General features: G+C 56.4%; 17 protein-coding genes. 12 read left to right on the top strand and 5 right to left on the bottom strand.

What is annotated here, in order from left to right:
• Positions 1-57 precede the first annotated feature (57 nt).
• Positions 58-2613, top strand: a complete 2556-nt coding sequence (gene mrcA, locus ACXKZG_RS01785; RefSeq protein WP_013204199.1) for a peptidoglycan glycosyltransferase/peptidoglycan DD-transpeptidase MrcA — start codon at positions 58-60, stop codon at positions 2611-2613.
• Between the two features lie 81 nt (positions 2614-2694).
• On the opposite strand, the gene nudE is transcribed toward mrcA, so the two are convergent.
• A complete protein-coding gene (gene nudE / locus ACXKZG_RS01780; RefSeq protein WP_013204200.1) occupies positions 2695-3261 on the bottom strand; it encodes an ADP compounds hydrolase NudE in 567 nt (188 codons plus the stop codon).
• Positions 3262-3670: 409 nt separating this feature from the next.
• Here nudE and ACXKZG_RS01775 point away from each other — a divergent pair, with 409 nt between their 5' ends.
• The 4 genes from ACXKZG_RS01775 to pckA all read left to right on the top strand — a co-directional run bounded on the left by ACXKZG_RS01775 (position 3671) and on the right by pckA (position 9119).
• Positions 3671-5809 (top strand): intracellular growth attenuator family protein, encoded by a 2139-nt coding sequence (locus tag ACXKZG_RS01775; protein ID WP_346600140.1) that lies wholly within the window; start codon positions 3671-3673, stop codon positions 5807-5809.
• Between the two features lie 139 nt (positions 5810-5948).
• Positions 5949-6350 carry a ribosome-associated heat shock protein Hsp15 gene (gene hslR, locus ACXKZG_RS01770; protein ID WP_013204202.1) on the top strand — a complete coding sequence of 134 codons (402 nt, stop codon included), beginning with the start codon at positions 5949-5951 and terminating at the stop codon, positions 6348-6350.
• A gap of 22 nt (positions 6351-6372) precedes the next feature.
• Positions 6373-7251 carry an Hsp33 family molecular chaperone HslO gene (gene hslO / locus ACXKZG_RS01765; RefSeq protein WP_013204203.1) on the top strand — a complete coding sequence of 293 codons (879 nt, stop codon included), beginning with the start codon at positions 6373-6375 and terminating at the stop codon, positions 7249-7251.
• A 254-nt stretch (positions 7252-7505) separates the two neighbouring features.
• Entirely contained in the window at positions 7506-9119 is a 1614-nt protein-coding gene (pckA, locus tag ACXKZG_RS01760) for a phosphoenolpyruvate carboxykinase (ATP) (RefSeq protein ID WP_488875618.1), read from the top strand.
• Positions 9120-9174: 55 nt separating this feature from the next.
• Here the strand turns inward: pckA and envZ are convergent, their stop codons facing one another.
• Both envZ and ompR read right to left on the bottom strand, forming a co-directional pair.
• Entirely contained in the window at positions 9175-10527 is a 1353-nt protein-coding gene (gene envZ / locus ACXKZG_RS01755) for a two-component system sensor histidine kinase EnvZ (protein ID WP_013204205.1), read from the bottom strand.
• Positions 10524-11243, bottom strand: coding sequence for an osmolarity response regulator transcription factor OmpR (ompR, locus tag ACXKZG_RS01750; RefSeq protein ID WP_001157751.1), 720 nt, complete (start codon positions 11241-11243; stop codon positions 10524-10526). The genes envZ and ompR overlap by 4 nt, the downstream gene beginning before the upstream one ends.
• A gap of 290 nt (positions 11244-11533) precedes the next feature.
• Between ompR and greB the strand changes: the two genes are divergently transcribed.
• From greB to ACXKZG_RS01725, 5 genes are all read left to right on the top strand, one after another.
• On the top strand, positions 11534-12013 hold the full coding sequence (gene greB, locus ACXKZG_RS01745) for a transcription elongation factor GreB (RefSeq protein ID WP_013204206.1): 480 nt from the start codon (positions 11534-11536) through the stop codon (positions 12011-12013).
• 96 nt (positions 12014-12109) lie between these two features.
• The gene (locus ACXKZG_RS01740; RefSeq protein WP_488875617.1) at positions 12110-14443 is read left to right on the top strand and encodes a Tex family protein; all 2334 of its coding nucleotides are present in this window, start codon (positions 12110-12112) and stop codon (positions 14441-14443) included.
• 153 nt (positions 14444-14596) lie between these two features.
• Positions 14597-14821, top strand: a complete 225-nt coding sequence (feoA, locus tag ACXKZG_RS01735) for a ferrous iron transporter A (protein WP_013204208.1) — start codon at positions 14597-14599, stop codon at positions 14819-14821.
• Positions 14822-14834: 13 nt separating this feature from the next.
• On the top strand, positions 14835-17138 hold the full coding sequence (gene feoB / locus ACXKZG_RS01730; protein ID WP_488875616.1) for a Fe(2+) transporter permease subunit FeoB: 2304 nt from the start codon (positions 14835-14837) through the stop codon (positions 17136-17138).
• A gap of 111 nt (positions 17139-17249) precedes the next feature.
• Complete coding sequence (locus ACXKZG_RS01725; RefSeq protein ID WP_013204210.1) at positions 17250-18938, top strand: sugar phosphorylase; 1689 nt, start codon at positions 17250-17252, stop codon at positions 18936-18938.
• Positions 18939-19036: 98 nt separating this feature from the next.
• Here the strand turns inward: ACXKZG_RS01725 and ACXKZG_RS01720 are convergent, their stop codons facing one another.
• Positions 19037-19306, bottom strand: a complete 270-nt coding sequence (locus tag ACXKZG_RS01720) for a YdgH/BhsA/McbA family protein (RefSeq protein WP_013204211.1) — start codon at positions 19304-19306, stop codon at positions 19037-19039.
• A gap of 167 nt (positions 19307-19473) precedes the next feature.
• On the bottom strand, positions 19474-20250 hold the full coding sequence (gene bioH / locus ACXKZG_RS01715; RefSeq protein ID WP_013204212.1) for a pimeloyl-ACP methyl ester esterase BioH: 777 nt from the start codon (positions 20248-20250) through the stop codon (positions 19474-19476).
• Positions 20251-20284: 34 nt separating this feature from the next.
• Between bioH and gntX the strand changes: the two genes are divergently transcribed.
• Together gntX and nfuA are read left to right on the top strand one after the other, a co-directional pair.
• Entirely contained in the window at positions 20285-20968 is a 684-nt protein-coding gene (gntX, locus tag ACXKZG_RS01710) for a DNA utilization protein GntX (RefSeq protein ID WP_041692147.1), read from the top strand.
• Positions 20969-21026: 58 nt separating this feature from the next.
• A complete protein-coding gene (gene nfuA / locus ACXKZG_RS01705; RefSeq protein WP_013204214.1) occupies positions 21027-21602 on the top strand; it encodes a Fe-S biogenesis protein NfuA in 576 nt (191 codons plus the stop codon).
• Positions 21603-21604: the final 2 nt, after the last annotated feature.

Raw genomic sequence — 21604 nt, 5'->3', positions numbered from 1 at the left:
ATACTACCGCGCGATTGTTTATAAACTGCCCAATCGACTCAGAATGGAAAATATCAGGTGAAGTTCGTAAAGTATTTATTGATCCTTGCAGTGTGTTGCATTTTGCTTGGAGCAGGCTCGGTCTATGGTTTGTACAAATACATAGAGCCCCAGCTGCCCGACGTTGCCACACTGAAAGATGTGCGTTTGCAGACGCCTATGCAGGTTTACAGCGCCGACAATGAGCTGATTGCTCAGTATGGCGAGAAGCGCCGTATTCCGCTGAAACTGCAGCAAATCCCGCCGGTGATGGTGAAAGCCTTTATCGCTACCGAAGACAGCCGCTTCTACGAGCACCACGGAGTCGATCCTATCGGCATCTTCCGTGCGGCGAGCGTGGCGCTGGTGTCCGGGCATGCGTCACAAGGGGCGAGTACCATCACCCAGCAGCTGGCGCGTAACTTCTTCCTCAGCCCTGAGCGTACGCTGATGCGTAAAATTAAGGAGGCTTTCCTCGCCATCCGCATTGAGCAGATGATGAATAAAGACGAAATCCTTGAGCTCTATCTGAACAAGATCTACCTCGGCTACCGTGCGTATGGCGTGGGCGCCGCCGCGCAGGTTTACTTCGGCAAAACCGTTGATCAGCTGTCGCTGAGCGAAATGGCGATGATTGCCGGCTTGCCTAAAGCCCCTTCAACGTTCAACCCACTGTATTCACACGAGCGCGCGTTACAGCGCCGCAATGTAGTGCTGGGTCGCATGCTGGACCAGAATTACATCACTCAGGCGCAGTATGACGAAGCGCGCAACACCCCGCTGGAAGCCAACTACCACGCGCCGGAAATTGCGTTCTCTGCCCCTTACCTGACCGAGATGGTTCGTCAGGAGATGGTTAAGCGTTATGGCGACAACGCCTATAACGACGGCTTCAAAGTCACCACCACCATCACCCGTAAATTACAGTTGGCTGCCCAGAAGTCGGTGCAAGACAACGTGATGAACTACGATATGCGTCACGGCTACCGTGGCCCGTCGAATGTGTTGTGGAAAGTGGGCCAGAACCCATGGGACCACACGGCAATCGTCAAGTCCCTCAAGGCATTGCCGGTATATGGTCCGCTGTTCCCGGCAGTGGTTACCGAGGCGAACAGTGATGAAGCCACGGTCACCATGCGTGACGGCAGCAGCATCGCGCTGAATCTGGCGGGTATGCGCTGGGCACGTCCATACAAATCCGACACGGCACAAGGCCGCACGCCAAAATCGGTGACGGAAGTGGTTCAGGCCGGTCAGCAAATTTGGGTCTACAAAGTGGATTCCGGCTGGGCGCTGGGTCAGGTGCCGGATGTGAACTCCTCACTGGTTTCGCTGGATCCCCATAACGGTGCGGTTCGTGCGCTGGTGGGTGGCTTCGACTTTAATCAGAGCAAATTCAACCGTGCCACTCAGGCACTGCGCCAGGTGGGCTCGAACATCAAGCCGTTCCTGTACACCGCCGCGATGGACCGTGGGCTGACGCTGGCCTCTATCCTTAACGACGTGCCGATTTCACGTTGGGATGCGGGTGCCGGCTCTGACTGGCGTCCGAAGAACTCACCGCCAACCTACGATGGTCCAATCCGCTTGCGTCAGGGTCTGGGACAGTCGAAAAACGTGGTGATGGTGCGGGCTATGCGCGCAATGGGCGTCGATTACGCGGCACAATATCTGCAGCGTTTTGGCTTCCCGGCACAAAACATCGTTCACACCGAATCGTTAGCGCTGGGTTCCGCGTCCTTTACCCCGCTGCAGATGGTGCGCGGTTACTCCGTTATGGCTAACGGCGGTTTCCTGGTTGACCCTTACTTCATCAGCAAGATCGAAGATGAGCAAGGCAACACCCTGTTTGAAGAGAAACCGAAGGTCGCCTGCCCGGAGTGCAATCTTCCGGTCATTTACGGCGAAACCAAGAAAGCGGTCGCTCTGAGTGAAGACAGCGTGGAAAACGTTGCCGTCTCGAAAGAAGGTGAAAAGACCGCCGTTCCTCAGCCACAGCTTGAGCAGGTTTCGCAGAAGCAGGCCGAGCAGGATGGCGAGCAGCAATACGCGCCTCACGTGATCAACACGCCGCTGTCGTTCCTGATTAAGAGTGCAATGAACTCGAACATCTTCGGCGAGCCAGGCTGGATGGGAACCGGCTGGCGCGCAGGTCGTGATTTAGGTCGCAACGATATCGGCGGCAAAACCGGGACAACCAACAGCTCGAAAGATGCCTGGTTCTCTGGTTATGGCCCTGGCGTGGTGACCTCGGTGTGGATTGGCTTTGATGACCACCGTCGCGATCTGGGTCGCACCACGGCGTCGGGTGCGATCAAGGATCAGATTTCAGGGTATGAAGGCGGCGCGAAAAGCGCTCAGCCTGCCTGGGATCAGTATATGAAAGCTGCGCTGGATGGCGTGCCGGTTCAGCCCCTGACTCCGCCGGAAGGCGTGGTGACGGTGACCATTGACCGTGGCACCGGCAAGCTGGCGAATGGCGGTGGCAACACCCGTCAGGAATACTTCATCGATGGCACCCAGCCTACCGAGTACTCCGTGCATGATGTCGGCACCACGCTGATGGATAACGGCCAGAGTCATGAACTGTTCTGATCGTTAAGCCAACAAAAAGGGACGCGCCGTTATCCGGCGCGTCCCTCTGAATCAACGAAAGCGGGCCTGGTGCCCGCTTTTTTAATAGCGAATGCGGCCCTGCTTCACCAGCCATTCACGGACCAGGAACAGCGCACTGACGTTACGCGCCTCGCAGAAGTCCGGTTCTTGTAACAATCCCAGCAGGTTATCCAGCGGCCAGCGCAGCTGCGGAAGGGGTTCAGGTTCATCTCCCTCCAGCTTCTCTTCATAGAGCTTTTCCGCCACCACGATGTTCATTTTGCTGGAGAAATAGGACGGTGCCAGCGTCAGTTTACCCAGCGTTTCCAGCGTTTCCGCGCCGAAACCCGCTTCCTCTTTCAGCTCACGGTTTGCCGCTTCAAACGGGGTTTCGCCTGGGTCAATCAACCCTTTTGGAAAGCCGAGTTCATAGCATTCCAGCCCCACCGCATACTCCTGGATCAGGATAATGTGGTCGTCGATAATCGGCACGATCATTACCGCTTCGCGGTCAGTGGGTTTCATCCGCTCATAGACTCTACGGGCACCGTTACTGAATGCCAGGTCTACGGCCTCAACGGTGAACAGGCGCGAGCGTGCCACGGCTTCCACATTAAGGATTTTGGGTTTCTGCAGTTGTCTGGTCATAGTGGCCCCAGGAAAAAAGCCAAAAAATGAGCGTCATAGCCCGTAAGTCACGGCATATTGACCGTCGTACCCCCATTGTGCGGCACCGGAGTGGGGATGCCAATCATCGCATGGATTATTTTACGTAGTTATAACAAATGCGCGTCGGCTAGCATGAAAAGTTTTAAAAAAAGTCAATCAGGACCAGTAAAAATAGGATTATGCCGATACTGATGCGGCAAATGAGTTGATACCATCTCAACAGGGAATCTTATACTAATAATCTAATTTTATGATTTTGCGCGCTATTTTTGTATACACAGCGGATTGCCAGAGCCGTCTAAACCCGCCACAATGTCGGTAACGATATGATCAAAGCCGGGTATCATCATAATGACGACGGGAGCATCGTGGCAGGAATGAGGGAAGCATGAGCACAATAGTCATTATATTGGCTGTAATGCTGGCCTGCTCGATGGGAGCGGGATGTTTCTTTTGGTACGCTATGCGGCATCGCCCGCCGTTGGCGAAACCACTGCCATTCATCAGTCCTCCATTTCGTAAACTGAGCGACGACGAGCGCAAAGCCGTTGAGCGCTATATCAGCCTGCTTGAAAAACATCGTGATAACACCTTACCCGGTGGTACCAGCAGGACGGCCGAACCGCTGGTCCTCACCTCGCAAAGCAGCAACGTCTACCCTGTCACCCGCTCGATTACCCGCTACGGCCTCTCCACTGATGATCCCAACAAATGGCGTTACTACCTGGATGCGGTAGAAGTCCATTTGCCGCCGTTGTGGGAACAGTATATTGCTGAAGAGAACTACGTTGAGCTGATCAAAACGCAATCCATTCCGCTGGTCATTTCGTTAAATGGCCATTCGCTGGTGAATTACGTTTATGAGCAGCCCGCGCTGGCCCCGGCTATTCGCCCGGTGTCGCAAAACGCCTCGATCAGGAAAGAAGAGAGCGAAAACATTGAGCTGGTCAGCGTGCGCAAGGAAACCGCCGAAGAGTACGCCCTCAGCCGCCCGGACGGCACGCGTGAAGCGTCCGCAATCTGCATCGCCTTCCTGCTGTTCTTTGTCAGTCTGGTCGGCCCTGAACTGTTGATGCCGTGGCTGGTGCTGGCTGGCGCCGCGATGATTGCGGTCAGCTGCTGGTTCCTCTACCGTCGTCCTGGCGAAAAAGATCTCCGCGAAATTCACTGCCTGCGCGGCGCGCCTAAGCGCTGGGGATTGTTCGGCGAATCGAACCAGGGACAGGTCAGCAATATTTCACTGGGCATCATTGACCTGATTTACCCGCCACACTGGCAGCCCTACGTCTCTACTGATTTGGGCCAGTCGACTGAAATAGATATTTACCTGAACCGCCAGGTTGTCCGCCAGGGGCGTTTCCTCTCGCTGCAGGATGAGGTGCGCAACTTCCCGATTCAGCGCTGGAAAAAGAATCTGGTGCTGGCGGCAGGATCGTTACTGGTAATGGTGCTGCTGGTTGCGTGGATCCCGCTCAGTATGCCGCTCAAGCTGAGCCTGGCGTGGTTAAAGGGCACCGAAAGCGTTCAGGTTCAGACGGTCAACGATCTGGAAAAAATGCCGCTGCATATCGGTGACAGCCTGAAGGTCAACGGTGAAGGCATGTGTTCCATCCCGGCAACCTATCAGGGCAACCGCACTTACGCCTTTATGCCGTTCGACTGCTCGGCGGTTTACTGGAATAACGCCGCTCCCCTGCCCCAGCCGCAGTCCGACATTATTGATAAAGCCACCGCGCTGCTCAGCACCACCAGCATGCAGCTCCACCCGCAAAGCAATACCGATCCGAAGCTCAACCCCCAGCTGGCAACGGCTATTCAGAAATCCGGCATGATCCTGCTGGATGATTTCTCAGACATCGTGCTAAGAACCCAGGAGTTATGCAGTCAGGATCAGGATTGCGTGCGGCTGAAGAATGCGCTGGTTAACCTTGGTAATGCCAAAGACTGGGATACGCTGGTGCGCCGGGCGGATTCCGGCTCGCTGAACGGCATGAATGTGCTGCTGCGCCCGGTCAGTGCTGAAGCGCTGGAAAATCTGGTGAATACCGCCACCTCTTCGTTCTTCTACCGCGAGACGCGCCGTGCGGCGGAAGCGCTGAACAGCCCACCGCCAGGCGGCTTCCTGATCCTCAGCGATGAAGGCCGGCAGCTAGTAAACCAGCCGGCACCGAGCGTTTCACTGTTTGATTTCAATGCACCCGACCAGTGGCCCGAGCTGCAACGTCTGGCCGGCATGCTGCTGCACACCCAGTTTTACGCCAGCGGCATCGTCACCAATATCACCACCGATGCTAACGGCACGCGTCATATCGCGCTGCACAGCGCGCCGGACAAACTGACGCTCTGGCGTTATCTGGGCACCAGCCTGCTGCTGCTGGTGGTTACGCTCAGTTTTGTGATCAACGGCCTGTTGGCGTTGAAGCGCATCCACGGTAATCGCCAGCGCCTGATTGCCATCCAAACCTATTACGACAAGTGCTTCAGCCCCTCGCTGAGCACCAGCCAGAGCATTCGCCCGTTATTCTGAGCCGGTCAGTTTTATGCTATTTTTAAGGCTGACAAGGCGAATGGCCTCCCCTTCTGACTCCCCTGATTATCCTGCGATGAAGCGCCTTGAATTCCAGCGATTCACCCATACATAGGGGTATTCCCATCAAGGAGCAGCGATGAAAGAGAAATCCGCAGAGGCGATTCGGCTGGATAAGTGGCTGTGGGCCGCTCGCTTCTACAAAACCCGTTCTGCGGCGCGCCAGATGATTGAGGGTGGCAAAGTCCACTACAACGGTCAGCGCAGCAAGCCGAGTAAAATCGTTGAGCTGAATGCTGAACTGACGCTCCGGCAGGGAAATGATGAACGCACCGTGATCGTGCTGGCCATCAGCGAACAGCGCCGCCCGGCGGTGGAAGCTCAGCTGATGTACGAAGAGACGGCTCAAAGTATTGAGAAACGGGAAAAGATAGCGCTGGCGCGAAAAATGAACGCGCTGACCATGCCGCATCCCGACCGCCGCCCGGATAAAAAAGAGCGACGGGACTTAATGAAATTTAAAAATTCTGGCGACGAGTAATCCGCCCAAACGAGAGAGAATCATGGCTCATCAAGATCAAATGCACCGTTACCTGTTCGAAAACCATGCCGTGCGTGGCGAACTGGTTACCGTTTCCGACACCTGGCGTGAAATCATCAAAGGCCACGACTATCCGTTACCGGTGCAGAAAGTACTGGGCGAACTGCTTGTTGCCACCAGCCTGCTGACCGCTACGCTGAAGTTTGACGGCGATATCACCGTCCAGCTGCAGGGCGATGGCCCGCTGAATCTGGCGGTCATCAACGGCAATAACCGCCAGGAAATGCGCGGTGTTGCCCGTATGCAGGGTGAGATTGCGGCAGAAAGCACGCTGAAAGAGATGGTCGGCAACGGCTACCTGGTGATCACCATTTCCCCGGCGGAAGGTGAGCGTTATCAGGGCGTGGTAGGGCTGGAAGGCGAGACGCTGGCGGAGTGCCTGGAAGATTACTTTATGCGCTCTGAACAGCTGCCAACGCGCCTGTTTATCCGTACCGGCGAAATCGAAGGCCAGCAGGGCGCGGGCGGGATCCTGTTGCAGGTGCTGCCGGCGCAGGATGCTAACCCGGATGACTTCACCCATCTGGCCACGCTGACCGAAACCATCAAAACCGACGAGCTGCTCGGCCTGCCGGCGAATGATGTGTTGTGGCGCCTGTATCACCAGGAAGAAGTGACGATTTTCGATCCGCAAGACGTTTGCTTCCGCTGCACCTGCTCGCACGAGCGCTGTGGCGAAGTGCTGGCGACGCTGCCAGAAGCCGAAGTGGACGAAATCCTTGCCGAAGATGGCAAAATCGACATGCACTGTGACTACTGCGGCAGCCACTATACCTACGACGCGGTGGATATTGCGGCGATTCGTAACGGTTCTTCCGCGAGTAACGATCAGCTTCATTGATGCGACTCGCGTCGCAAACTGATGCGTTAATATGCACGAAATGGTCAGGCCTTAACCGGCCTGGCCCTGCCCCTTCCTCTCTTCACGCGCTGCTTCTCATTTCTGCTGCTTTTGCCTTTCACTGCATCTTCACACGTGTAGACTGCGCGCGATCGTGTTTTCCGCATGAGGATGGATATGCGGAACATCACGGTTAATGGTCTTCCATTACCCTACACTACGTTGCAGCACAGAGCCGATAAAGGAGCAGTAACATGCGTGATCTGACCCCGCAGGACCTCGTCGCTTATGGCATCACGGACACGGTTGAAATCGTCCATAACCCCGATTATGAAACGCTTTTTCATGAAGAAACCCGTCCAGGACTGTCCGGTTGTGAACGAGGCATTCAGACACAATCTGGCGCCATTGCCGTCGATACCGGCATTTTTACCGGCCGCTCACCCAAAGATAAATATATCGTCCGCGATGACACCACCCGCGACACGCTGTGGTGGAACGATCGGGGCGAAGGTAAGAACGACAACCAGCCGCTCTCTGAGGAAAACTGGCAGGCCCTGAAATCCCTCGTCATTAAGCAACTGTCACACAAACGCCTGTTTGTGGTGGATGCCTGGTGCGGCGCCAATCCCGATAGCCGACTTTGCGTGCGCTTTATCACTGAAGTCGCCTGGCAGGCGCACTTTGTGAAAAACATGTTTATCCGCCCGGATGACGCCGCGCTGGCCACCTTTGAGCCGGACTTCGTGGTGATGAACGGCGCTAAATGCACCAATCCACACTGGCAAAAACAGGGGCTGCACTCCGAGAATTTTGTTGCCTTCAACCTGACGGAACGTATTCAGCTGATTGGCGGCACCTGGTACGGCGGCGAAATGAAGAAAGGCCTGTTCGCCATCATGAACTATCTGCTGCCGTTAAAGGGCATTGCTTCGATGCACTGCTCGGCGAACGTCGGCGAAAAAGGCGATGTGGCGGTGTTCTTTGGCCTCTCCGGCACCGGTAAAACCACGCTTTCTACCGATCCGCTGCGCCAGCTGATCGGCGATGATGAACATGGCTGGGACGATGACGGCGTGTTTAACTTTGAAGGCGGCTGTTATGCCAAGACCATCAAGCTGTCTGAACAGGCTGAACCGGAAATTTATCAGGCGATTCGACGCGACGCCCTGCTGGAAAATGTGGTGATCCGTGCCGATGGCACCGTGGATTACGATGATGGCAGCAAGACCGAAAACACCCGCGTCTCCTACCCGATTGAGCACATCGATAACATCGTGAAGCCGGTCTCTAAGGCGGGCCACGCCAGTAAAGTGATCTTCCTGACTGCCGATGCGTTTGGCGTGCTGCCGCCGGTTTCACGGCTCAGCCCCGATCAGACCCAGTATCACTTCCTGTCGGGTTTTACCGCCAAACTGGCGGGCACCGAACGCGGCGTGACCGAACCTACGCCGACCTTCTCCGCCTGCTTCGGTGCGGCTTTCCTGACGCTGCATCCAACGCAGTATGCCGAAGTGCTGGTGAAGCGGATGGAAGCTGCCGGTGCGGAAGCCTATCTGGTCAATACCGGCTGGAACGGCAGCGGCAAGCGCATCTCCATTAAGGATACGCGGGCGATTATCAACGCCATTCTGGGCGGTGAGCTGTCGACAGCCGAAACCGTGACGCTGCCGGTGTTTAATCTGCAGATGCCTGTCGCGCTGCCGGGTGTGGATAGCCATATTCTCGATCCGCGAAACACCTGGAGTGATGAAGCCGAGTGGCAAGGGAAAGCCAACGATCTGGCCCAGCGGTTTATTGATAACTTCGATAAATACACTGATACGCCGGCCGGTGAGGCGTTAATCAAAGCCGGTCCGCAGCTGTAATGCAAAAAGGGCTTAGTCATCGACTAAGCCCTTTTTTTACAGACAGATTTAACCGTTACGCGACGGGCGGTGCCGGCAGGCTGTTGGCCGGTGGCAAAGGCAGATAGGCACGAATGCGTAACCCACCGCGATCGCTGTCACCAATCTCCAGCGATCCCTGATGCGCGTCGATAATACGCTGCACAATCGCCAGGCCTAATCCCGTTCCGCTGGTGCTGCGGGCGCTGTCTCCGCGCACAAACGGCTGGAACAGGTGCTTCAGCTGATCGGGCCGGATGCCCGGACCATCATCTTCAACCTGGAACCAGGCGCGCTGCAACTCGCTGCCGCTGCTGACCTTTATCCAACCGTTACCATAGCGGGCGGCGTTCACCACCATATTGGCCACCGCACGTTTAATGGATAGCGGGTTGATATCGACCATCAGTTCGCTGGTCATCACCTCGTTCTCAATCTCACGCTCATAGCCGCTTTCCGCCGCGACCACTTCGCCGAGTACGCCATTCAGGTCCGCACGCTCAAACTGCATCTCCTGGCCGGTACGCAGATAATCAATAAACTGCTCGATGATGGCGTTGCACTCTTCGATGTCTTTATTGATCGACTCAGCAAGATAGCCATCTTCCTGAGACATCATCTCGGTTGCCAGACGGATACGCGTCAGCGGCGTTCGCAGGTCATGACTGACACCCGCCATTAACAGCGTGCGGTCATCGGCCAGCTGTTTAACGCCAGACGCCATCTGATTAAACGCCCGGGTAACCGAGCGCACTTCTGACGCTCCGTACTCTCTCAGCGGCGGCGGAATAATGCCTTTACCCACCTGGATTGCGGCGTGCTCCAGCTCCACAAGGGGTCGATTCTGGATGCGGATAAACAGCCAGGCACCGCCAATCGCTAACAGCATGATCGCCAGCGTGTAGCGGAACAGCGGCGAGAAGTCCCCCTGATGAATTTCCGTCAGCGGCACCCTGACCCAGATATCCGGCGACAGCCAGGTTTTCAGCCACACCACCGGGGAGTTTTTATTCACCTCGACGCGAACGTCGGTCGGCCCACCCAGTTGCTGCGCCATCTGTTGGCTGAGGAATTCGTAATGCTGCGCCCAGCGCAATCCGCTCTCTTCCGCCGCCGCATTGGTATACAGCGAAATGCCTAACTCGCGGTATATCTCACGGCGGAATGCAGGTGGCACCTCAAGCTGCGTGCCATCCTCCAGCTGTAACCGATCGGTCATCAGCATTCGCACTTCATACGCCAGCACTTTGTTGAACTGCTGCAGGCTTGGCAGGATGGCAAAGTTCAGCACCACCAGATAGGTCGTGACCAGACTGACAAACAGCAGGGTCACGATCAACAGCAGCGTACGGGCAAAGGAACTGCGGGGAGAGAAGCGGATCCGCCTCATGCCTTACTGCCGTCCGGCACGAAGACGTAGCCCAGGCCCCAAACGGTCTGGATATAGCGTGGGTGCGCCGGATCTTCTTCCACCATGCGACGCAGGCGGGAAATCTGCACGTCAATCGAACGTTCCATCGCACTGTATTCACGGCCACGCGCCAGGTTCATCAGCTTATCGCGGGACAGCGGTTCACGCGGGTGGCTGACCAGCGCCTTCAGCACGGCGAACTCGCCGCTGGTGAGTGGCATAGGCTCGTCTTCACGGAACATTTCACGCGTGCCGAGGTTCAGTTTGAACTTACCGAAAGCGATCACCGCTTCTTCCTGCGACGGCGCGCCCGGCAGTTCATTCGCCTGACGACGCAGAACGGCACGGATACGGGCCAACAGCTCACGCGGGTTAAACGGTTTTGGAATGTAGTCATCAGCGCCGATTTCCAGGCCAACGATACGATCCACTTCTTCGCCTTTCGCCGTCACCATAATGATCGGCATTGGGTTGCTCTGGCTGCGCAGACGGCGGCAGATAGACAGGCCATCTTCGCCAGGCAGCATCAGGTCCAGCACCATCAGGTGGAAGGATTCACGCGTCAGCAGACGATCCATCTGCTCAGCGTTCGCCACGCTACGCACCTGGAAACCCTGTTCGGTCAGATAGCGTTCCAGCAACGCACGTAAACGCATGTCGTCATCCACGACCAGAATTTTGTAGTTCTCTTGCATGTCGATACTCCCAAAGGCGCAATTGCCCGAGCTATTATTTTCAAAAAAGATGCCTGAATGTAACAGTCAATAATGGTTTATATTCTAGCCGAAATTGTTACAAAGCATATTAAACAGCAGCTTATCTTTAATTTTGGCGGAAAAACCTGCGCTAATGCACAGCTTTTCAATGCCGAATAGTCAGAACAAACAAACAGTAAGCGCGGGCAGAAAAATGCAGAAGGGATTTGCATCAGTGCGCGCCGCACAACAAAATAGTCGCAGCATTCCCGTGAAAGAAATGGATTACGATGAAAACCCAACTGATTACCCGCGAAGGTTACGACAAGCTGAAGCAGGAACTCGACTTTCTCTGGCGGGAAGATCGGCCTGAAGTGACCAAAAAGGTGACCTGGGCGGCCAGCCTCGGTGACCGCAGTGAAAATGCCGATTACCAGTACAACAAGAAACGGCTGCGCGAGATTGACCGCCGCGTGCGCTATCTCACCAAATGCCTCGAGCAGCTGCGCATCGTGGAATACTCGCCGCAGCAGGATGGCAAAGTTTTCTTTGGTGCCTGGGTCGAGATTGAAAACGACGCGGGCGACGTGAAGCGTTTTCGCATCGCCGGCTACGACGAGATTTTTGGCCGCAATGACTACATCTCAATCGATTCACCGATGGCCCGCGCGCTGCTGAAGAAAGAGGTCGGCGATTTGGCGGTGGTGCCTACGCCGGTTGGCGATGCGCACTGGTATGTGGTGGCGATCGACTACGTTAAACAATCCTAATCACGCGGATGTGGGCGCTGAGTGTCGCCCGGCGACTGGCAATTTCCGCCTGCAATCCGTATAACTGTCCGCTGTCTATAAGCCATAAAGTAACCGATGATGAAAGATTCGCTGAGCCGCATTATTGCAAGTGAGCTGCAGGCGCGAGCAGAACAGGTTGATGCCGCTGTCCGTCTGTTGGATGAAGGGAATACCGTGCCGTTTATCGCACGTTATCGTAAGGAAGTGACCGGCGGGCTGGATGATACCCAGCTGCGTATGCTGGAAACCCGCCTGAGCTACCTCAGGGAGCTGGAAGAGCGACGCCAGTCGATTCTGAAATCCATCGGCGACCAGGGCAAGTTAACCGATGAGCTGAGCACCGCCATCAGCAACACCCTGAGCAAAACCGAACTCGAAGACCTTTACCTGCCTTATAAGCAAAAGCGCCGCACGCGCGGAATGATTGCGCTTGAAGCCGGTCTGGAACCGCTGGCCGACACGCTGTGGCAGGATCCTTCACATGACCCTGAGCAGCTGGCCGCGACCTTTGTCGATGCCGATAAAGGCGTTGCGGACACCAAAGCCGCCCTTGATGGCGCGCGCTATATCCTGATGGAACGCTTCGCTGAGGACGCCTCGTTGCTGGCCAAAGTGCGTGACTACCTGTGGAAACATGCCCACCTGGTGTCGCGCGTCGTCGACGGCAAACAGGAGGAAGGCGCGAAGTTCCGCGACTACTTCGATCACCACGAAGCGCTGGCCACCGCGCCATCCCACCGTGCGCTGGCGATGTTCCGCGGCCGCAATGAAGGCATCCTGCAGCTGTCACTGAATCCCGATCCGCAGTTCGATGAGCCGCCACGTGAAAGCCACGGCGAGCAGATCATTATCGATCACCTGCAGCTGCGCCTGAACAACGCACCGGCTGATGGCTGGCGTAAAGCGGTGGTCAGCTGGACCTGGCGCATCAAGGTGCTGCTGCACCTCGAAACCGAGCTGATGGGCACCGTGCGCGAACGCGCCGAAGATGAAGCGATCAACGTCTTTGCCCGTAACCTGCACGATCTGCTGATGGCGGCGCCGGCAGGCATGCGCGCCACCATGGGCCTCGATCCGGGTCTGCGTACCGGCGTGAAGGTGGCGATCGTTGATGCCACCGGCAAGCTGGTCGCGACCGATACCATTTATCCGCATACCGGCCAGACGGCAAAAGCCGCGGCGGCCGTGGCGGCGCTGTGCACAAAACACAACGTTGAGCTGGTTGCCATCGGCAACGGTACCGCGTCCCGTGAAACCGAGCGCTTCTACCTGGATATTCAACAGCAGTATCCGCAGGTCAAGGCGCAGAAAGTGATCGTCAGTGAAGCCGGCGCATCGGTCTATTCCGCCTCGGAACTGGCCGCGCTGGAATTCCCTGACCTCGACGTGTCCATCCGTGGTGCGGTGTCGATTGCCCGCCGCTTGCAGGATCCGCTGTCTGAGCTGGTGAAAATCGACCCGAAATCCATCGGGGTTGGCCAGTATCAGCACGACGTCAGCCAGAGCCAGTTGGCGAAGAAGCTGGATGCGGTGGTCGAAGACTGCGTGAACGGCGTTGGCGTTGATTTGAACACCGCTTCCGTGCCGCTGCTGACCCGCGTGGCGGGCCTGAGCAAGATGATGGCGCAGAACATTGTCAGCTGGCGCGACGAGAACGGCCGTTTCCAGGATCGTCAGCAATTGCTGAAAGTCAGCCGTCTGGGACCGAAAGCCTTTGAGCAGTGCGCGGGCTTCCTGCGCATTAACCAGGGCGATAACCCGCTGGATGCCTCAACGGTTCACCCGGAAGCCTACCCGGTGGTGCAGCGCATTCTGGCCGCCACTCAGCAGGCGTTGAATGACGTGATGGGCAACCCTACCGAGCTGCGCAACCTGCGTGCCGTCGACTTTACCGATGAGAAGTTCGGTGTCCCGACCGTCACCGATATCATCAAAGAACTGGAAAAACCGGGCCGCGATCCGCGTCCTGAGTTTAAAACGGCCCAGTTCGCAGAAGGTATCGAGACCATGAACGATCTGCTGCCCGGCATGGTGCTGGAAGGCGCGGTCACGAACGTCACCGGCTTTGGCGCCTTCGTCGATATCGGCGTGCATCAGGATGGTCTGGTGCATATCTCTTCGCTGTCAGATAAGTTCATCGATGACCCACACAAGGTGGTCAAGGCGGGCGATATCGTTAAGGTGAAGGTGATGGAAGTCGATTTGCAGCGTAAGCGCGTTGCGCTGACTATGCGTCTTGATGAGCAGCCAGGCGAAGGCAACGCTCGCCGTGGCGGCGGCAATGCCGGCCGTGACAACGCGAAACCCGCTCAGGGCAAACCGCGTCCACGGCCGGCGGCTCCGCCCGCTGTCAGCAACAACAGCGCGATGGGTGATGCGCTGGCCGCGGCGTTCGGCAAGAAACGCTAAGCAACACGCGCGGATCTGCCGGTCCGCGCGTCATTTCACCTGTGTTTAGTTTCGCTCCCCTCAAGCTTGTTCTGCATCAATAAGAGCGTGAATCGTTCTCATTATAATTGCCACCGTTGAATATCACGGCGCCTCCCGCCGCCAGGTGGAACTATGCAGATCGTCCCGCAGCAGTACTATAAAATCGTCAGCTTCTCTCCCTCCGTCAGCGCCGCGTTCCGACAGAAACTGCTGGCGCTTGGGCTGTTGCCCGGCGCCCATTTTCAGGTCAAACGCATTGCCCCGCTGGGCGATCCGGTGCAGATCGAAGTTCGCCGCGTCAGCCTGATGCTGCGGAAAAAAGACCTGGCTTTCCTGCAACTGGAGCCTCAGCGCTGAGGGGACGATGAAGATGAAAACCTGCACCATTGGCCTGATTGGCAACCCGAACTCGGGTAAAACCACCCTGTTTAATCAGTTAACCGGCGCGCGGCAGCGAGTAGGCAACTGGGCTGGGGTGACGGTCGAGCGCAAACAGGGGCAGTTCGCGACGCAACGCTATGCTGTGCAACTGGTCGATCTGCCCGGTACCTATTCCCTCACCACCCTTTCTGCCGACAGCTCACTTGACGAGCAGATTGCCTGTCACTACATGTTAAGCGGCGAAGCCGATCTGGTGATCAACGTGGTCGACGCCAGCAATCTGGCCCGTAACCTATGGCTGACTCAGCAGCTGCAGGCATTGGGCGTGCCCTGCATCATCGCTCTGAATATGCTGGATATCGCCGCCAGCCAGCAGATTGATATTGATATTCCTTCCCTTGAAAAGCAGCTCGGCTGCCCGGTTATTCCGCTTGTTTCCACTCGCGCGCAGGGCATTGAACAGCTTAAGCAGGCAATTGATGACCATTCACGGCGTGCCGGGCAGTTTGCGGTCAGCTATCCCGCCGGGATCCTCGCGCAGGTGGCCACGCTGAGTGACGCGATGCTCGGCGAGCGATCGCCGGTACAACGCCGATGGCTGGCGTTACAGCTGCTTGAAGGCGATATCTACAGCCGCTCCCAGGCCAGCGACGCCGCAGCCTTGCTGCAAACGTTCCCTGACCTGGCGGAAGCGCCGCTGAAAATTGCGGCAGCCCGCTATCAGGCCATTGATGCGGTGTGTGACGCGGTGACCGTGCCGCATCGGGCAACCGCGCACCGGCTTTCAACCCGGCTCGACAGCCTGGTTCTCAACCGCTGGCTCGGCCTGCCGATTTTCTTTGGCGTGATGTACCTGATGTTCTTCTTTGCCATCAACCTTGGCGGCGCGCTGCAACCGCTGTTTGAGATCGGATCGGCGGCGATATTTATTCACGGCACGCAGTGGCTTGGGGCCATGGCGCACTTCCCGCTGCCGCTCACGTTGTTCCTGGCACAGGGCATTGGCGGCGGTATCAATACCGTGATGCCGCTGGTGCCGCAAATCGGCCTGATGTATCTGTTCCTCTCGCTGATGGAAGACTCCGGCTATATGGCGCGCGCGGCGTTTGTGATGGATCGTCTGATGCAGGCGCTGGGTCTGCCCGGCAAATCCTTCGTGCCATTGATTGTCGGTTTTGGCTGCAATGTGCCGTCGGTGATGGGCGCCCGCACGCTGGATGCGCCGCGCGAGCGCCTGATGACCGTGTTGATGGCACCGTTTATGTCCTGCGGTGCCAGGCTGGCGATCTTCGCCGTATTTGCTGCCGCCTTCTTCGGCAAAAGCGGCTCGCTGGTGGTGTTCAGTCTTTATCTGTTGGGCATTGTCGCTGCCATTGTGACCGGGCTGCTGTTGAAAAAAACCTTACTGCGTGGGGAAGCGTCGCCGTTTGTGATGGAGCTGCCGACCTGGCACGTGCCCCATCTGAAAAGTCTGCTGCTGCAAACCTGGCAGCGGCTGCAAAGTTTTGTGCTGCGGGCCGGCAAAGTCATCGTGGTGGTTAGCGTGCTGATTGGTGCGCTGAACAGTTTCTCGTTCAGTGGTCAGCCGGTGGACAGCATCAACGATTCGGCGCTGGCTACCGTCAGCCGCACCCTGACGCCACTGCTGTCGCCGATGGGTGTGCAGCCGGATAACTGGCAGGCCACGGTCGGCCTGGTAACCGGCGCGATGGCGAAAGAAGTGGTGGTCGGGACGCTGAACACGCTGTACACCGCTGAAGCCCTGCACGAGCAGCCGTTTGACGCTGCCAGCTTCAGCCTGACCAGTGAGCTGAAAGACGCGCTGACAGAAACCTGGGACGGGGTTAAAGAGACCTTCAGCCTGAGCGTGCTGCTGAATCCGGTTGAAGCCAGTAAGGGCGACGGCGAAATGGCGACCGGCGCGATGGGGGTGATGCACAGCAAATTCGGCAGTGCCGCCGCCGCTTACAGCTATCTGATCTTCGTGCTGCTTTACGTGCCCTGTGTGTCCGTGATGGGTGCCATTGCGCGGGAAAGCAGTCGCCGCTGGATGTTTTTCTCGATTGGCTGGGGGCTGAATCTGGCTTACTCGCTGGCAACCGCGTTTTATCAGTTGGCCACCTTTAGCGATCATCCTCAATCCAGCAGCCTGATTTTACTGGCCGTTGCCGCTTTCAATCTGCTGCTGTGGCTGCGGCTGAAAACCCTGACCTTACCGCCGGAACGTCTGTCATTGAGCGTCGTCAGCCACTCACCGTGTGCGGGCTGTACCAAAAGTGGGCGCTGCCACTGATTTCCCTGACGAGACGCTGAGCGTCTGGCCGTTGAAGTTGCGATTCTGCTTCAACGGTCTACAGTGAAAACTATCGTGCTGTGGATAAATGCGGCGGCTCACTGCATCTCAATGGATAACATTACTCCCTTACTCGACAAAATTTACGACGGCACCTTTCCCCTCGTCTGCAGGGAAAAGCTGGCGGATGCTATTCTGCGCACCCGCAACGAACTGAATCATCAGCGTAAAGCGCATTGGGATGAAAAAGACGTGGTGCTGATCACCTACGCCGATCAGTTCCGCGAGGCCGATACGCCCACGTTGCGTACCCTCTCACGCTTCTATCAGCAACATTTGCAGTCCAGCTTTACGTTGGTTCACCTGCTGCCCTTTTTCCCTTATTCATCGGATGATGGCTTTTCGGTGATTGATTACCATCAGGTCAACGGGATTTGCGGGGACTGGTCAGATATCGCCGAACTGCACGGACAGACGCGGTTGATGTTTGATTTTGTCTGCAACCATATGTCCGCCCACAGCGGATGGTTCAGGCATTTTCTGGCGCAGGATCCGGGCTGGGATGATTTCTTTATCAGCATGCCACCGTCCACCGATTTGAGTGCGGTCACGCGTCCAAGAACCTCGCCCTTACTGACGCCGTTTCAGATGGCGGACGGTCAAACCCGCTTTATCTGGACCACCTTCAGCGCCGACCAGATCGATCTCAATTTTGCCAATCCTGAAGTGCTGCTGAGCATGGTCAACGTGCTGTTGGATTATCTGGCAAAAGGGGCCGATTATGTCCGGCTGGATGCCGTTGGCTATATGTGGAAAACGCCCGGAACCTCCTGCATCCATCTGGAAAAGACCCACCTGCTGGTCAAACTGTTTCGCGCCATCGCCAATGCCGTGGCGCCAGGCACGGTGATCATCACCGAAACCAACGTGCCGCACAAAGACAACATCAGCTATTTGGGCAACGGCCAGGATGAAGCGCAGATGGTGTATCAGTTTTCACTGCCGCCGCTGGTGCTACACGCCATTCACAACGGATCGGCACGCGCACTGAAACAGTGGGCAGCCTCACTTGATGGCTCTGGCGGCACGACGACCTGGTTTAATTTCCTCGCGTCCCACGATGGCATCGGCCTGAATCCGCTCCGGGGCATTTTGCCGGAAACCGAAATCGTCTCGCTGGTCAGGGATTTGGCGATGGAAGGGGCGTTGGTTTCGTATAAAAACAATCCGGATGGCAGCACCAGCCCTTACGAAATCAACGTCACGTATATGGATGCCCTGAACAAAAAAGACGATGACGACAGCACCCGGCTGCAACGATTTATGTTGGCCCACGCCCTGTTGCTGGCGTTTCCTGGCGTGCCTGCGCTCTATATCCAGAGCATACTGGGCTCGCGCAACGATATGGATGGGGTGAAAGCCGCCGGACATAACCGGGCGATTAACCGGCAGAAGTACAGCCTCAGCCAGATTGAAGCGGAATTAAGCGATACCCATTCGCTGCGATATCGGGTTTATCACGCACTCGCCAGCCTGGTGCAACTCAGAACCCGGCAAACCGCCTTTCATCCGGATAATCCCATGCAGGTACTGGAAGGTGATAACGCGCTGTTTGTTATGTATCGCTGGTCCGAGAAAGATCATCAGACGTTGCTGTGCATATATAACCTCAGCAACCGGGAGATCGCATATACGCTGCCGGACGCCCGACGCTATCGCGATATTATTACCGACAGGATTTTCGACGGTGAGAAACCACTGACGTTAACGCCGCTCTCTTATATGTGGCTGAAGAGCTGATGGGAATGCGGAAATAACAACAGGCAGGGAAACCCTGCCTGTTGAGAGAAATTCAGACCCCTGTTAAACCGTGCTACAGCGGCCTTTAACACCTGAAATTACTTATACACGTCGGCAGCAGCACTGAATTTACCGTGCTCACGTCCGGCGATCACCAGATAGTATTTCCCACCTTTTTCATCCGCTTTTTGAGACAGATCTTTTTTAGCATCCATCGGAGAAGTCGCTTCCGCGGTAGTGGTCACAGTACCAATTTTTTCGAGATTCATTGTTTTAACTTCTTCTTTGGTCACTTCTTTAGCCGCCATGGCCGTAAAAGAAACCGAGCCTACCAGCAGGCTAATCGCAACAGTTTTAAAGATTTTCATCAAAGACACTCCTGTATAGTTGTTAGGAATAAGCAATCGCTTGATGAGAATTCAGGGAGGGAAAAATGAGCCAACTCCCTGACAGCTCAGAGGTAATCAGTAAGCGATCCTGCTTACAGAGGTAATTATTACCCGTAATAAATAATTCGCCAGTTTTTGGCCAAAGTTTATGCGCTATTTTTCGAGCCGAAATCAATCAGTTGCTGGCAGAAAACCTCAGGATGGGAAATAAACGGCGCGTGCGCGGCTTTTTCCACAATCGTGGACTGGCTGGCAGGCCACGCGGCATCGAGCAACGGCACAATTTTACGCGGCACCAATCCATCCAGCGCGCCATAGATACGTAACAGCGGTACCGTCAGCGCTTTCATCTCTTCACGCAGGTCGACCGTGCGTAATATCTCCAGTCCGGCATCCAGCACGGCACTGTCGGGAGCCGGCAGGTCCAGCACCACGCTTTTCAGCAAGCGGGCATCCTGCCTGGCGCTTTCGGTGCCCAGCGTTTGCAAGGCAAGGAAACGCTCGACGGTGCGCTGAAAGTTTTCACTGAGCTGCTGCTGGAAACCCGCCAGCGTCTCAGGTTTGATGCCCGGCCAGCCATCTGCGGCAGAAAACGCCGGCGAGGAGGCGACGGTGATCAATCCGCTGACGCGTTCAGGATGCAATAAGGCCAGCTTGCTGGCGACCAGCCCGCCTAAAGACCAGCCCAGCCACAGCGCTTTTTCCGGCGCCTGCGGCAACAGGGTGGCGACCATCTGCTCAACGCTCATTGGCGAAAAATCCCGGCTGCGACCGTAGCCTGGCAGGTCGACCAGGTGCAGACAAAAATGCGGACTCAGTCGCTCAACCACGTTTTGCCAGACATCGGCATTCAGCCCCCATCCGTGCAGCATCACAAGATTGCGATCGCCGGTGCCGATTGTCTGCCAGTAAAGCTGTGTCATCCGTTATTGTCCTGTTTTTGCCATGGAGGCCGCTATGCTACCAATGCCCACCACATGTTGGCTATGCCAGATGCCGCTGACGTTTGCCCATCACGGCATTTGCAGCGTTTGTCTGCGCCACCTTCCGCCGTTGCCCACCTGCTGTCCGCGCTGTGGCCTGCCGTCTGCCAGCGCCAGAAAGGAATGCGGCGCCTGCCTGCTGAAACCCCCTTACTGGCACCAGATGATTATGGTCAGCGACTGGCGACCACCGCTCAGTGACTGGGTGAAGCGGTTAAAATTTTACCAGGCCACCGCACTCTCAGCCATGCTGGCGAGGCTGCTTTTGCTAAGCTGGTTAGATGCGCGCCGGAAGCACAAGCTGCGCAGACCTGACCTACTGCTCTGTGTACCCTTACACCCATCACGCGCCTGGCGACGGGGCTATAATCAGATGGATGACGTGACTCGCCATCTCGCCCGTTGGCTGAAATGCCGTTATGCCCTGGCGGGAATTTCCCGGCACAGGAAAACGCGGATCCAGCACCAGCTGCTGGCCACCGCCCGAAGACGAAATCTGCGTGGGGCGTTCAGGGTTGAAATTGCGGTGAAAGGCCTGCATATCGCATTAACAGATGATGTGGTCACCACCGGCAGCACCGTGGGAGAGATTAGCCGCATTTTGTTGGCCGCAGGCGCGGCCAGCGTGCAGGTATGGAGCCTGTGCCGAACCTTGTAGAGCGTCGGCGATGGGCGTAATATCGTTAATTAATTGTATAAACTATTGAGCAATCGCCATGATCCTAATTACTGATTCTGCGCAAGAGCACTTCGCAAAACTGCTGTCGAAACAGGAAGATGGCACACAAATCCGCGTATTCGTAATCAATCCAGGTACGCCAACAGCCGAATGCGGCGTCTCTTACTGCCCACCCGATGCAGTAGAAGCCACCGACACCGAACTGAAGTTTGAAAAGCTGTCGGCCTATATTGATGAACTCAGCGCCCCTTATCTGGAAGAGGCGGAAATCGATTTCGTTACCGATAACCTCGGCTCTCAGCTGACGCTGAAAGCGCCTAACGCCAAAATGCGTAAGGTGGACGATAATGCCCCGCTGATTGAACGCGTTGAGTACCAGCTCCAGGCGACCATCAACCCACAGCTGGCCAGCCACGGCGGTAAAGTTTCGCTGATGGAAATCACCGATGACGGTTACGCTATCCTGCAATTTGGTGGCGGCTGTAACGGTTGTTCTATGGTCGATGTGACCCTGAAGGAAGGCATCGAAAAAGAACTGCTGGTGGCTTTCCCTGAGCTGAAAGGCGTACGCGATCTGACTGAACACCAGCGCGGCGAGCACTCTTTCTACTGAGT

The organism is Erwinia sp. 2186 (genome assembly GCF_057812255.1).
The sequence above is the reverse complement of the archived record's forward strand: the minus strand, read 5'-3'. Positions and strand labels throughout refer to the sequence as shown.